8 protein-coding genes are annotated in these 13563 nt (G+C 71.5%); 4 read left to right on the forward strand and 4 right to left on the reverse strand.

Annotated features, from left to right (window positions below):
- The first annotated feature begins 12 nt into the window (after positions 1-12).
- Positions 13-1770 carry a hypothetical protein gene (locus ACWEVS_RS35150; RefSeq protein WP_452555011.1) on the forward strand — a complete coding sequence of 586 codons (1758 nt, stop codon included), beginning with the start codon at positions 13-15 and terminating at the stop codon, positions 1768-1770.
- A gap of 33 nt (positions 1771-1803) precedes the next feature.
- Here the strand turns inward: ACWEVS_RS35150 and ACWEVS_RS35155 are convergent, their stop codons facing one another.
- Positions 1804-1971, reverse strand: coding sequence for a hypothetical protein (locus ACWEVS_RS35155; RefSeq protein ID WP_452555013.1), 168 nt, complete (start codon positions 1969-1971; stop codon positions 1804-1806).
- An 826-nt stretch (positions 1972-2797) separates the two neighbouring features.
- Complete coding sequence (locus ACWEVS_RS35160) at positions 2798-3304, reverse strand: MarR family winged helix-turn-helix transcriptional regulator (RefSeq protein ID WP_354918835.1); 507 nt, start codon at positions 3302-3304, stop codon at positions 2798-2800.
- Positions 3305-3391: 87 nt separating this feature from the next.
- Between ACWEVS_RS35160 and ACWEVS_RS35165 the strand changes: the two genes are divergently transcribed.
- Together ACWEVS_RS35165 and ACWEVS_RS35170 are read left to right on the forward strand one after the other, a co-directional pair.
- Complete coding sequence (locus ACWEVS_RS35165) at positions 3392-4285, forward strand: EamA family transporter (protein ID WP_452555015.1); 894 nt, start codon at positions 3392-3394, stop codon at positions 4283-4285.
- 73 nt (positions 4286-4358) lie between these two features.
- Positions 4359-5582: an MFS transporter gene (locus tag ACWEVS_RS35170; protein WP_452555017.1), complete on the forward strand. Its 1224-nt coding sequence runs from the start codon at positions 4359-4361 to the stop codon at positions 5580-5582.
- Between the two features lie 66 nt (positions 5583-5648).
- Here ACWEVS_RS35170 and ACWEVS_RS35175 read toward each other — a convergent pair whose 3' ends face one another.
- Entirely contained in the window at positions 5649-6977 is a 1329-nt protein-coding gene (locus ACWEVS_RS35175) for an MFS transporter (protein WP_452416792.1), read from the reverse strand.
- Positions 6978-7380: 403 nt separating this feature from the next.
- Here ACWEVS_RS35175 and ACWEVS_RS35180 point away from each other — a divergent pair, with 403 nt between their 5' ends.
- Complete coding sequence (locus ACWEVS_RS35180; RefSeq protein WP_452555018.1) at positions 7381-10782, forward strand: M28 family peptidase; 3402 nt, start codon at positions 7381-7383, stop codon at positions 10780-10782.
- Here ACWEVS_RS35180 and ACWEVS_RS35185 read toward each other — a convergent pair.
- A complete protein-coding gene (locus tag ACWEVS_RS35185; protein WP_452555020.1) occupies positions 10779-13550 on the reverse strand; it encodes a helix-turn-helix transcriptional regulator in 2772 nt (923 codons plus the stop codon). The genes ACWEVS_RS35180 and ACWEVS_RS35185 overlap by 4 nt on opposite strands.
- Positions 13551-13563 lie beyond the last annotated feature (13 nt).

A 13563-nucleotide genomic window follows, 5' to 3' on the forward strand; every position in this document is an offset into this window, starting at 1 on the left:
GGGACAATTGCGATGAAACGCTTCTTTGGCGACATCACCCCTCGCGAGCGGCGTTTCGCCCTCGCCGGGACGGTGATCGCTCTGGTCATCTTCATGCCGTTTCTTGCCTTCGCCGACCCGAGCGGCCTGATCCCCGGCTCGGGGCCGGGGCAAGGCCCCGCCCCGATCTACGAGCAGCCCGTCGACGTCGAGCGCGGCGATTCCTGCCGCGATCTGCTGCCCAGCGACACCCCCACGTTCGTTTCCTGCACCTGGCTGACCCCGCCTCAGGACGCCCTGGAAGTGGCGGCGTTCTGGGCAGCCGATGGCGGCGCCCGCATGGAGGCGGCCCAGCCGCTGCCGACCGAGTACATGCGCTGCAACCAACGGACCGACCTGTCCAAGGCCAGCCGCTGCAAGGGTGGCCAGACCCACTGCAAGCAACGCCCGGACGGCTGGTATCGCTGCCACAACGAGGCCACAGGCAAGGTCACCTACGAGCGGCACGTCGACGGCACAAAGCAGGTGCGCACCACTGCGCCGCCCGCCACAGCCAACCCGTCGAGCGCGCCGTCGACGGCGCCAACGATGACCTCTATCGCCAGCCCGCAACCCCTGCCCACGGTCAACCCGGCCGACACGATGCTCCCTGCCGACGGAGATGCCGGCGTGCAGCAGGTCACCGCCCCCGCCATCGGTCAGCCGACCGTAGCGCCCACTGCTGAGTCTGTCGACGGCGCTGCCACCGACGGGCCCACCCCCACCCCGGCCGCGCCCGAGACCGGGACAGAAGCCGTGCCGAGCACCGGCCAGCCCGCCACGCGGCCTGCTCCTGCCGGGCAAAAGCCCGCAGCAGTGGCCACTGCGATCGAAGCCGCACGCGCCTCAAGTTTGCGGGTGTGGGTCGAGGCTGACCTCAACACCGCCTACGGGCGCGGCCAGGCCGCCTACACCACGGCGCTGAACGCGGTGATCGCCGCCGCCCAGCGGCCGGGCGTGATCGGCGTGAAGTTCGCCGAAAGCCTCGGCTTTCGCGACATGGCCAGCGAGAGCGAGGTGCGCGCCTTCCTGACCAAAACCTCGGCCGCGCTGCGCCAGGCGCTACCAGGCAAGCGGCTGGCTATCGGGGTCGTGGTGCCCGAGCTCGGCTGCGGATCCTCCAAGAAGTGCATCGCCACGATGCGCGCCAAGTACCCGCTCGTCACCAAGCGGCTGGTCGACCGTTACATCAAGACCAATGTGACGATCGAGGCTGACGCCTCAGATGAGAAGAATACGCTCAAGGATGTAGCCGCCGTCGACCGCATCCAGATCGCCTCCGGTCTGTTCGGAGCTGCCTACGGCCAGCATCAAGTCACCCACAAAGGCAAGTCGACGCCGATCACGCCCGCGCTGGCCGCCCAAGCTCAGTGGTTGAGCGTCAAGGCACTCAGCTGGGACGCGCTGGTCCAGGTCGGCGCCCGCGAGTACGGCCTGGCGCACGCCGGCGAAGAGTCCGCCTGGGACACCACCACCGCCAGCAACGAGATCGACGCCCGCGTCGGCAACGCCATCGGGCTCGGAGCGCAGACGGTCACGCTATGGGGGCACAAGGCCGCCGACGACTCGCGCACCTACCGGCTACTAAACGCGGGTCTGGCCACCAACCGGGTGTGGCAGACGCTGGCCGAGCGTGGCCTGAAATCTCGGCTGTCGGTGGTGATCGACCCCACTTCCACCGAGACGAGCATCGAAGCCGACATCGCCGCTTTCGCCGACACGATCAGCGAGGTCTACATCAAGCTGTCATAACCCCCTCAGCCCGCTGGCGGCTCGTCATGGCAGTCAGCCCACGTCCGGCACGTCGGCGCGGAGGTGCTCGACGGGCGGCCGCCGACCGGTGGCTCTTCCGGGCTTCCCGCCCTGCTCGGCGATGTCGACGGCCGGGAAGTGGTGGAGGGCCGGACGGTGACCGTGACCTTGCGCGTCACGGTCACCGTCGGCGAGGCCCATGGCCGCGTAAGCGAAGGAGAGGGTGAGATGCGGGCCGAGGATCGCGTACGGCGGGGCGCGGGAGCCGATGTTGGAGGGGTGTGCGGCCGCGGCGATCTGCTCGCCTCCGGAGAGACCCGCGTAGGCTCAGCCATGATCGACTGCTCTTCCTGGGTCGGCTCGGGCGCGGCCGATGGCAAGTCTCTGGGCCAGCTCGGCGACAGCGTCAGCCACAACCCCGCGCCGATCGCCACCGCCAGGACCGCACCGAACGGGGCGACCTTGCGCCAGTCGGAACGGGCCGGCTCGGGGTTCCCCCACTCCTCAAGCGCGGCCGACGGCATGGGCAGCGGGTTGTACAGACGCCGCGGCTCCCCACCGTACGGTGCCGCCGTACCCAGCGCGGCATTATCCGCCGCACCTGCCTCGGCGGTCAGCTTGTCACTCCGTGGCGCGACCGGCTGCTCGATCGGATAGCCGCCGCCCACGTCGGCAATGCCCAGCATCCCCTCAGAACCGTCGAACGGCTGGCTGTTCGGCAGAGGGGGAGCCTGCTCATCATCGCGAGCCATCAGGCGCCTCGCCTCCCAAGCGTCGCCTCCCAGACGCCCGATCGGCGCCGGGGCCCGAGGGGCCAGTGTGTCACGATTTCAGATCTTGTCGGGAGGCCTAAACCTACGGCGCCGTCGAGCCTGCCATGCCGACAGCCGTTGTCCCGCATCCGCCCTCCCAGCCTTGCCGAAGAGTCGATCATGCAAGACGTCGCCCAGCCGCGGCAAGGCGCGTCGCCCGGGTGGGTCTCAGCCGGGACGGCCGGCGCCGTCGGCGTGCCGCCCGATCCCGATCGCTAGTCCTCGGGCAGCGTCTGGCCCAGCTTGCGCAGCAGGTCGGTGAGGGTGCTTCGCTCCGAATCGGTCAGGCCGGAAAGCAGCTGGGTCTCGTGGCGCACGTGCGCCACGATGGCGTCGTCGATGACCTGCAGGCCTTGGTCGGTCAGCTTGACCAGCCGGCCGCGCGCGTCGTCCTCGGCGGCTCGGCGGGCGACCAGCCCGGCCCGCTCCAACCGGTCCACCCGCTTGGTGACGGCCCCGGAGGTGACCATGGTCGCCCCCCACAGCTCGCCGGCGGTCAGCTCGTACGGCTCGCCGGCGCGGCGCAGCGTGGCCAGCACGTCGAACTCGCCCCGGCCCAGGTCATAGCGGGCGAAGACGCGCAGCAGCCGCTCGTGGAAAGCCCAGTGCAGCCGGCTGATCCGCCCGATCACGTGCATCGGGCTGGGGTCGAGGTCAGGCCGCTCGCGGCGCCACTGCGCGACGATCCGATCCACGCCGTCAGGGTCGGTGGGCGTTGTCATGCCTTGACTATAGCTTCCCCGGAAAATAAGTTATCTTCCGTGGAAGATAAATGCCGCCGCAGCGGCCGGCCACTCCTCACCGCGGGTGTGACGGCGCTGGCACCGGCGATCTGGGGGAGCACCTATCTGGTGGCGACCGAGTGGCTGCCGCCGGACCGCCCGCTGCTGGCCGCCACCGTGCGGGCGCTTCCCGCGGGGCTCATCCTGATGGTCTTCGCCCGCACGCTGCCGACCGGGATCTGGCTGTGGCGCGCCCTGGCGCTCGGGACGCTCAACATCGGCGCGTTCAACTTCCTGCTGTTCGTCGCGGCCTACCACCTGCCAGGGGGTACAGCGGCGATGATCATGGCGGTGCAGCCGATGCTGGTCCTGGTCCTGGCGGCGCTCCTCATCGGGGACAGCATCCGGTACCAGCAGGTGGCGGCCTGCGTCCTGGGCGCAGGCGGCGTGGCGCTGCTGGTGTTCAAGGGGACGGCGGCAGCCGATGTCGTCGGTGTGGCGGCGGCCCTGGCCGGAGCGGCCTGCATGGCTGCCGGCATCACGCTGACCAAACTGTGGGGACGCCCGGCCGGAGTGGGGCTCCTTCCCTTCACCGGCTGGCAACTCGTCGCGGGCGGACTCGTGTTGTCGCCCTTCACGCTGGCCGTCGAAGGGCTGCCGACCACCATCAGCGGCACCAACATCATCGGGTTCGGCTATCTGATGTCCCTGGGCGCCGTCATCAGCTATGCGATCTGGTTCCGCGGGATCGAACGGTTGCCGGCCCCGGCGGTCTCCTTCCTCGCGCTGGTCAGCCCGATCGTCGCGACCCTCCTCGGATACCTGTTCCTCCGCCAGACGCTGTCGGTTCCGCAGCTGGCCGGAACCGTGGTGATCATCGCTGCCGTCCTGCTCGCGCAACCCTGGCCGGGCGACGCAGGGGGCGGCGCCCGTGTGTTTCCCCTGACAGCGACAACCCCGGTGGAAGGGAAGCGTCCATGACGGCGCGCGGGCGACATCCAGCGAAGAGATTTCGGGCGCCATCGCCGTTCATCCGGACAAACAGAGAGAAGCAATGACCACACAGACCACACACGATGAGCACCCGCACTCGGCCCTGAGGTCATGGCTGGGTGTCGCCGTCATCACGGCCAGCCTGTTCGTCTTCGTCACGACCGAGCTGATGCCCGTCGGCCTTCTTACTCCGGTGAGCGCAAGCCTGGGCATATCTGTGGGAATCGCCGGGCTGATGGTCACCTTGTACGGCATCTCGGCCGGGCTGGGCGTCCCGTTCATCGTGGCCTGGACCAGGCGGGTCAACCGGCGCGTCCTGCTGTCCGCGCTGCTGGCGGTACTGGTCCTGGGCAACCTGGTCACCGCCGTCTCGCCGAACTTTCCGCTGGTCTTGACGACGCGGCTGGTCATGGGATTCGCCAACGGGGTGTTCTGGGCCATCGGCGTGAGCATGGCGATGCGCCTCGTTCCGGGCCGCCACGCGAGCAGGGCGGCCGCGGTCGCGTTGTCCGGCATCTCGATAGCCACGGTGGTGGGCATCCCGCTGGGAACATTCCTCGAGAGCCTCACCAGCTGGCGCACGACGTTTCTCATCTGGAGCGGCCTCGGCGCGCTGGTGTTCCTCGCGGTCGCTGCCGTCATTCCCTCGCTGCCGTCGGAGAACGCGGTCCCGGTCCGGGAGGTCTTCGGGCTCCCGCTCAAGAACCCCCGGCTACGTGCGGTGATGTTCACCGTCGTGCTGTACGTGCTCGGCCACTTCGGGGCGTACACCTTTCTGCGCCCCTTCGTGGAGGACGGCTCGGCCGCCACGCCCGCCTTCATCACCGCACTGCTGGTGATCTATGGTGTCGGAGGCGCGGCCGGGAACTTCGTCGCCGGATACACCGCGACCAAGAATCTGAGGGCGAGCTTCGTCGTCGCCTGCGCGGGACTCGTGGCGTCCTTGCTGCTGCTGCTCACGATCGGTCACGTACAGGTCGGCCTGATCGTCGCGGTGGCCCTGTGGGGAGTCTCCTTCGGCGCCGTGAACCTGTGCCAGATCAACATGACGCTCGCCGCCGCGCCCGACACCTTCGAAGCGGCCATGTCACTCAACACCTTGGGATACAACACGGCCATCGCGCTCGGAGCGTTCTTCGGTGGGGTGTTCGCCGACAACGTGGGTGTCAGGAGTGCCTTCTGGTTCGGTGTGGCGCTGATGGCGGCTTCGCTGGCCGTCACCCTCGTCACTCGCCGGAAGACCTCGGCCGCCCTCCCCGAGGAGGTGATGGCCGCCGGTGGATGAGCCGGTCCCATGAGCGAGCGGGGCGCACGCCGCGACGGCGTGCGCCCAGGGGAGTGCGTTCCCCGGCTATGCGTCGCGGGAGGAGGCGGTCCGGCGGACGGCGAAGCCGGCCAGGAGGCACATGGCGCCGGCGACCGCCATGCCGGATGCAGGACCCAGCGCCGCCATCACCCCGGTGGCCGCCGCCAGGGTGAGTGTTTCCACGCTCATCCGCGCCGTGCTGAACAGTGCGGCGCCCGCACCTCCGCGCTGGGAGGGCACGTACGTCAGTGCCTGCCCGTCAGGGACGCCTTCGGTCAGGCCGAGACACAGTCCGATGACCCCGGCCGCGGCGAGAAGAACGGCAGGATGGTCGGTGACCTGCAGGACGAGCGCGGTGGCGGTGCAGGCCGACAACGCGGTTGTCACCAGCGGCCGAGCCGCCCGGCGGGCGAGCCGTGCGGCGACAAGCGGCAGGACCGTGGACGGCACGGTCAGCAGGCTGAGCATGACCGCGGCCTCGCCTGGGCCCATGTCTCGGACAGCGGCGAGCTGCGGGAGCACGGTCAACCCCACCACGAGCATCCCCATGAAGGCGCCCGTCGCCAGGGCGTACGCCCGGTAGGCGGGGATCCGCAACAGGTCCAGGGGGATCGCGGGATCGGACGCGCGCCGTTCCACGCGGACGAGCCCGGTGGCGGCGGCCGCCGCGACGAGCACGAGCGCGCCCGGCCCCCACCAGGCGACGCCGGTCCCCAGGCCCAGCCCGAGTGCGGTCACCGCGGCGGCGATGGTCAGCCCGAACAGGACGGCTCCGGCACGGTCGAAGTCGTCGGGCACCTCGGGGCTGCGAAGACCAGGAAGCCCGAGTGTGGTCAGGGCCGCGACGGCGGCGACGGCCGCCGGCGCGACGAAGACGAGGGGCCAGCCTCCGACGGCCGTGAGGGCCTGGGCGACGACCGGTCCCAGCGCCAGGCTGCTGCCCAGCACGGCGCCCGCGTAGCCGTACACCCGAGGACGCTCCTCCGGCGGGTAGACGGCCAGGACCATCGAGGATCCGCCGGCGGCGCACATGGCCGCCCCGACGCCGGCGACCGCGCGAAGGGCGACCAGAGACGGCAGGTCCGGGGCGAAGGCGGACAGGATCCCGGTGGCCGCGACGACGATGTTGCCGACGGCGAAGAACCGGGTGCGGGCGGTGCGATCCGCGCTCGCCCCCGCCAGCAGGAGCGCCGCGGCGAAGAGCCCGTTGTAGGCGAGGACGATCCACGGACCCAGGGCGTCCGCACCTGGGAGCCGCGCGCTCACATCGGGGACGATCGCCGTCGCGCCGGTGATCGCGAGCGGGAAGACCGCGGTGGAGATGAGGTCGGCGACAAGGACACGCCGACGTTGACGAAGAGACAAGGCGAACACGGATGCGCTCCGGAACAAGGGAAGTCCGAGCGCCACGAAGGCGCTCCTGGCCACAGGGTCAGGAGCGACGGCGAGAACTGGGGTTTTGCGCCGTCGCTCTCAGCGACGGCGCACCTTGTCCGTTTTCGACACGGGCACACGCTAGCACCGACCTCGGGCCGAGCCGCCCTCGTGCATCCGTCTACGAGACGGTGCCGTGCCGTCCTGGAGGGGGTGGCCGCCGCGCCACGGGCGCCGCCCGCCCTCTCCTCCCGTGTCCTAATTCGGTACTGGTACCGATATTCATACGGATATCTTGTCCGCCAGTTCGGATCTACTGTCAAGCCGCCGAACACCCCCCGCCCTCCACCCGGCCCGCTCAGCGAACGGGCCGGTGTGGACGGCCGCATGAAAGGACTGGCGAGTGAGACGCAGATCCGTTCTCGCGGCAGTCGCCGGGCTGGCGACCACGACTGCGCTGGTGGTCAACCCCGCCGCCGCAAGCGCGCCTCCCGGCGTGAAACCCCAGCAGAACCTGACAGCGGGCAACGATCCCGCGAGCCTGGCCGCGAAGGCGGCCGACCAGGCCGTCTCCAGCGGCCTGGACGAGTTACGCAAGGGACCTGACGAGACCTACTGGCGCCGCGCCGTGACGGCCGGCGCCAGTGGCATGTTCTACGTCTCTTACGACCGCACCTACAAGGGCCTGCCGGTCGTCGGCGGCGACGCGGTCGTCGTCACCGACTCAGAGGGGCGGGTGCGCGACACCACCGCCGCCTCGGGCCCCGCCCCCCAGAACCTGAACGTCCGGCCGCGGGTCACCGCCGAGCGGGCGATCGAGGTCTCCAGGGGGAGGCTGTCGAAGGTCGACGACAGCGAGGCGCCCCGCCTGGTCGTGCTCGCCTGGGGCGGGCAACCCAGGCTGGCGTGGGAGACCGTCGTCTCCGGCGTCGCCGACGGCAAGCCGAGCCGCCAGCACGTGTTCGTCGACGCCCGCACGGGCCGGGTCGCCGACTTCTACGACGAGGTCAAGGCCGGCACGGGCAACGGCAACTACTACTCCGGCGTGACCATCGACACCAGCCAGTCCAGCGGCACCTACCGGATGGTCGACACCTCCCGCCCCGGCATCCAGTGCGGCGGCCAGAACGGCCAGCCGTACACGGGACCCGACGACACCTGGGGCAACAACTCCGGCACCGACCTGGAGACCGCCTGCGTCGACGCGCTGTACAGCGTGCAGCGGGAATGGGACATGCTGCGTGACTGGCTCGGCCGCAACGGCATCGACGGCCAGGGTCGCGGATTCCCCGCCAGGGTCGGGCTCTCCGACGTCAACGCCTACTGGAACGGCAGCTACACCAACTTCGGCCACTCCCAGGACAACCAGCGCCAGGCGACCCCGATCGACGTCGTCGGCCACGAGTTCGGCCACGCCATCTTCCAGACCACTCCCGGCGGCGCCGGGTCCGGCAACGAGAACGGCGGCATCAACGAGGGCACCGGCGACATCTTCGGCGCCCTGACCGAGCACTACGCCAACAACGCGGGAGACCCGCCCGACTACGAGGTGGGTGAGGAGGTCAACCTGGTCGGCGACGGCCCGATCAGGTACATGTACAACCCGTCGCGCGTCGGCGACCCGAACTGCTGGTCGACCTCGATTCCCAACACCGAGGTGCACGCGGCGGCCGGCCCGCTCAACCACTGGTTCTACCTGCTGGCCGAAGGGTCGGCGCCGGGCGGCGGCAAGCCGCCCAGCCCGATCTGTTCCGGCGGGCCCTCGTCGGTGACCGGCGTCGGCGTCCAGAAGGCCGGCAAGATCTTCATGGGCGCGCTGGCCCGCAAGACCTCCTCCTGGCGGTACGCGAACGTCCGCTCCGCGTCGCTGGCCGCGGCGGCCGAGCTGTACGGCGCCAACAGCCCCGAGTGCGCCACCACCAAGGCGGCGTGGAACGCGGTGAGCGTGCCCGCGCAGGCCGGCGAACCCACCTGCACCGGGCAGAGCCAGGACTTCTCCATCAGCACCAACCCGGGCTCCGGCACCGTCCAGGCAGGGCAGTCGGCGACCACCACCGTCGGCACCCAGACCACGGCGGGCGCCGCGCAGACGGTGAACCTGACCGCCTCCGGGCTCCCCGCCGGCGCCACGGCCACGTTCAACCCCACCTCGGTGACCAGCGGGAACTCCTCCACGCTGACGATCGCGACGACCGGTTCGACGCCGGCCGGCACCTTCACCGTGACCGTCACCGGCACCGGCCAGACGGCGACCCACACCGCCACCTACGCCCTGACCGTGGGCGGCGGCCCCAACCCGACCGACCCGCCGGACGTCAGCCTGGCCAACGTGAAGGCGCACCTGGCGCAGCTGCAGACGATCGCCACGAACAACGGCGGCAACCGCAGGTCCACCGGCCCCGGCTACACCGCCTCGGTCACCTACCTGGAGGACAAGCTGCGCGCCGCCGGGTACACGGTCGTACGGCAGAACTGCGGCTCCACCTGCAGCTCGGGAGCGGGACCCAACCTGATCGCGGACTGGCCGGGCGGTGACGCCAACCAGGTGGTCATGGCAGGCGCGCACCTCGACAGCGTCTCCGCGGGACCCGGCATCAACGACAACGGCTCGGGCTCCGGCGCGCTGCTCGAGGTCGCGCTGACACTGGCCGCCAAGAACCCGACGATGGCCAAGCACGTCAGGTTCGGCTGGTGGAGCGACGAGGAGCAGGGTCTCAACGGCTCCGAGGGCTACGTCGCCTCTCTCAGCTCGGCCGAGCGCTCGAAGATCCAGGTCTACCACAACTTCGACATGGTCGGCTCGCGCAACGGCGGCTACTTCATCAACAACATCACCACCACCGCGGCCACCCACCTCAAGGCGTTCTACGACGCGCTGAACCTGCAGCCGGAGGAGAACACCGAGGGCGCCAACCGCTCCGACGACGCCTCCTTCCGCAACGCGGGCATCGCGACCTCGGGTGTGGCGGCCGGCGCCAGCAACACCAAGTCGTCGGCGCAGGCCGCCAAGTGGGGCGGCACGGCAGGCCAGGCCTACGACTCCTGCTACCACGCCTCCTGCGACACCACCACCAACATCAACGACACGATCCTGGACCGGGCCGCCGACGCCTCGGCGTACGCCATCTGGAAGCTGGCGGTGGGCACGCCCACCTCGCGTGACTTCTCCGTCGCGGTGAACCCCTCCTCGGGCACCGTCCAGGCCGGTCAGGCGACCACCACGACGGTCGCCACGCAGACCACCGCGGGCACCGCGCAGACGGTCAACCTGACCATCACCGGCCTGCCGGCAGGGGTCACGGTCAACTTCAACCCGTCGTCGGTGACCTCGGGCGCCAGCTCCACGCTGACGATCACCACCGGTGCCGGCACCCCGGCGGGCAACCACCAGCTGACGATCGTCGGCACCGGCGAGACGGGCAGCCACACCACGGTGTACACGCTGACCGTGCAGACCTCCCAGCCCGGGCGCACCTTCCGCAACGACACCGACTACCGCATCAACGACTTCTCGACCGTCCAGAGCCCGATCACCTCCACCGCCAGCGGTAACGCCGTCTCGCCGGTGAAGGTCTCGATCACCAGCACGCACACCTGCATCGAGGACCTGGAGATCTGGCTGCGCGGCCCGAACGGCGCGTGGTACAAGCTCAGGTCGGCCGGCGGCACCTCCTGCTCGGTCTTCGGCACCAGGAACTTCTCGGTGCCCGTGACCCAGCCGGCGGCCGGCACATGGGTGCTGGAGATCGAGGACGTCTACTTCTTCGACAACGGAATCCTGGACTCCTGGAGCATCACCGTCTAGGAGGCACCCGTGGTCCCGGCCGGATCCTCGGCCGGGACCACGATCTCGGTGCGCGAGCGCACCCCGAGCTTGCGCAGCAGGGTGGCCACGTGGGTGTCGACCGTACGGCGCGACAGGAACAGCACCTCGGCGATCTCCTTGTTGGTCCGGCCGAGCGCGACCAGCCTGGCCACCTCCCGCTCCCGGGGCGACAGCAGGCCGGAGGCCCTGCGGCGCATCCCGGGGGTGGGCACGCCGCACTCGCGCAGCTCGTGACGGCATCGGGCGGCGTCACGGGTGGCGCCCAGCGCGGTGAAGCGTTCGGCGGCCTCGGCCAGCGCCGCGGCGGCGGCCGTACGGTCACCCAGCGCGAGCCTGGCGCGGGCCTCCGCCTCTCCCGCGCGGGCCGCGGCATACGGCTGCGGCATGGCGGCGTAGGCGGCCCGCGCCAGCGCGAACTGCTCGGCGGCGCTCTCGTGCCTGTCCTGCGCGCTCTCGACGGCGCCCCGCGCGAGACGCACCGCGGCCGCCGCGGACGGCGCCGCCCTCCCGGCGATCCCCTCGGCGAACAACGACGTCAGCTCGGCCGCCTCGGTCACCCGGCCGACCTCGACAAGCGCGGTGACGGCGGGCGGCACGACCTCGTCGCCCCAGACCCACACCCCCTTGTCGCGCAGCCTGGCCACCGCCCTGCCCGACTCCGCCACCGCGCGCGCGAGTTCGCCCCTGGCGAGCAGCAGCTCGATGAGGCCGCCCCACGCGGCCAGCACCAGCGGCAGGTAGCGTTCGCCGGGGTCGTCGAGCCCCGCCGCGCGCAGGCGGGCGGCGGCCTCGGCCCACTCGCCCGAGGCCAGCGCGAGCCGGCCGAGCACGAAGTGCGCCTCCATCGCCGCCACCGGCGACTCCTCCACGGCCTCGGTCGCGGCGGCCGCCCTGGCCGCCAGGCCGTCCCACCGGCCGGTCATCAGGTCGACGCGCAGCGTCACCCCCTGGGCGAGCTGGGCGGGGAAGAACGCCCCCGTCTCCTCGGCCAGCGTGCGCACCTGCCTGCCGTACGTCTCGGCCTCGGCGTAGCGGCCCAGGTTGGCCGCCATGTCGTACAGGTTGCAGTAGCTGCGCGCCACCTGCCTGCGGACGGCGGCCGACGGGTCCGTGGCGGGCAGCGCGGCGGCCAGGGCGCCGGCCTCCGGCGCGCCGACCGCCATGGCCAGCGCCGCCCTGTTCCCGCGCACCGCCGCCGTGAGTTCGGCGTCGTCGGAGGTGGCGGCCAGCTCCTCCGCCCACGCCATCCACTTCTCGTGCGTCGGCAGGCTCTCCTCGCCCCACGCGGGCATCGCCAGCGCGGCCAGGCCCCTCGCCGCCAGGGGCCGGTCGCCCAGCTCCTCCACGGCTGTCAGGATCGCCGAGCGTCCCGCGGCCACGTCGCCGCCCTGACCGAACAGCATCAGCCCGAGCGACAGCCGCGCCTCGCCGCGCAGGTCGCGGGAGAGCCGGTCGTCGGCGAGCAGGTGCCTGAGCAGCCTGATCACCCGCGGGTAGGACAGGCCGGCCAGCGACAGGCGGCCCAGCATGAGCACCAGCGCGGCCTGCTCGGATTCCGGCAGCTTGGGGTCGGCGAGCATCTCCTCCAGAACCTCGACCGCGAGAGGGGTGTCGCCCACGGCCGCCGCGCGGGCCGCCGCCGCGGCGCCGTACCTCAGCCAGGCCGCCGTGTCGCCCGACCTGCGCGCGTGGAAGGTGAGCTGGACCAGGGGCGGGGGGTCGCCCGTGGCCAGCGTGGCGACGGCCCGCTCGTGGGCGAGCCTGCGGTCGGGGCCGGGGATCGTGTCGTACACGGCCTCCTGGGCGAGGGTGTGGCGGAAGCCGTACCTGCCGTCGGGGTACTCGTGGAGCACGCCGAGCCGCAGCGCCTCGACCAGCCCGCCCGTGTCGCCGGCCACCGCGGCGAGCTGCGCCTCTCCGACCGGCAGGCGCAGGACGGCCGCGGCCCGGACGATGCCGAGAGCCGCGGGGGAGAGCCTGGCCAGCCGCTCGGTCATCGACTCGCGCAGCAGCAGCGGCACCCCCGCGCGGTCGAGCGCCTCGGGACGCCAGTCGTCGCCCAGCGAGCGCACCACCTCCTCCACCAGGAACGGGATGCCGGAGGTGCGCTCGTGCAGCCGGGTGACGAACTCCGGCGGCAGCTCGGGCCGGTCGAGCAGGGTGGCCGCCAGCGTGCCGACGTCGCGGGCGTCGAGCGGGCCGAGGGGGATCAGCACACTGGTGGCCTCGGGCGACTGGCGGTAGGAGGCGACGAGCGGCAGCCCGGCGGCGGGCAGGTCCTGCCTGCGGTAGGTCAGGACGAGCGTGAGCCCTTCCGGGGGCCTGCGCCGCAGGAAGTGCAGCAGGTCCTGGGTGCCGTCGTCCGCCCAGTGCAGGTCCTCGACGACGAGTACGGCGGGGCCGGCCGCGGCCAGCAGCTCGTGGACGGCGCGGAACAGCCGGTGGCGTTCGGCTCCGGGGTCGGCCAGCTCGGCGGGCGCCGGGGGCAGCACGTCCGACAGTTCGGGCAGGTGGCCGCGCAGCGCCCCGGTCACCGGGTTGAGCCGCCCCACGGGAGGCAGCCGGTCCGTCAGGTAGCGCAGCGCCTCGAAGACGGGGCCGTAGGGGAACGGCTCGCGCAGCTGGTGGCAGTGGCCGAGCAGGAGCGTGCTGCCGGTTCCGCGCGCCTGAGCCGCCGCGTGCACCAGCGTGGTCTTGCCGATGCCCGGCTCTCCCTCCACCAGGGCCACCGACGGTGGGTGCGTCATGGCCTCCAGGAGG

It is taken from the genome of Nonomuraea sp. NPDC003754 (genome assembly GCF_053605785.1).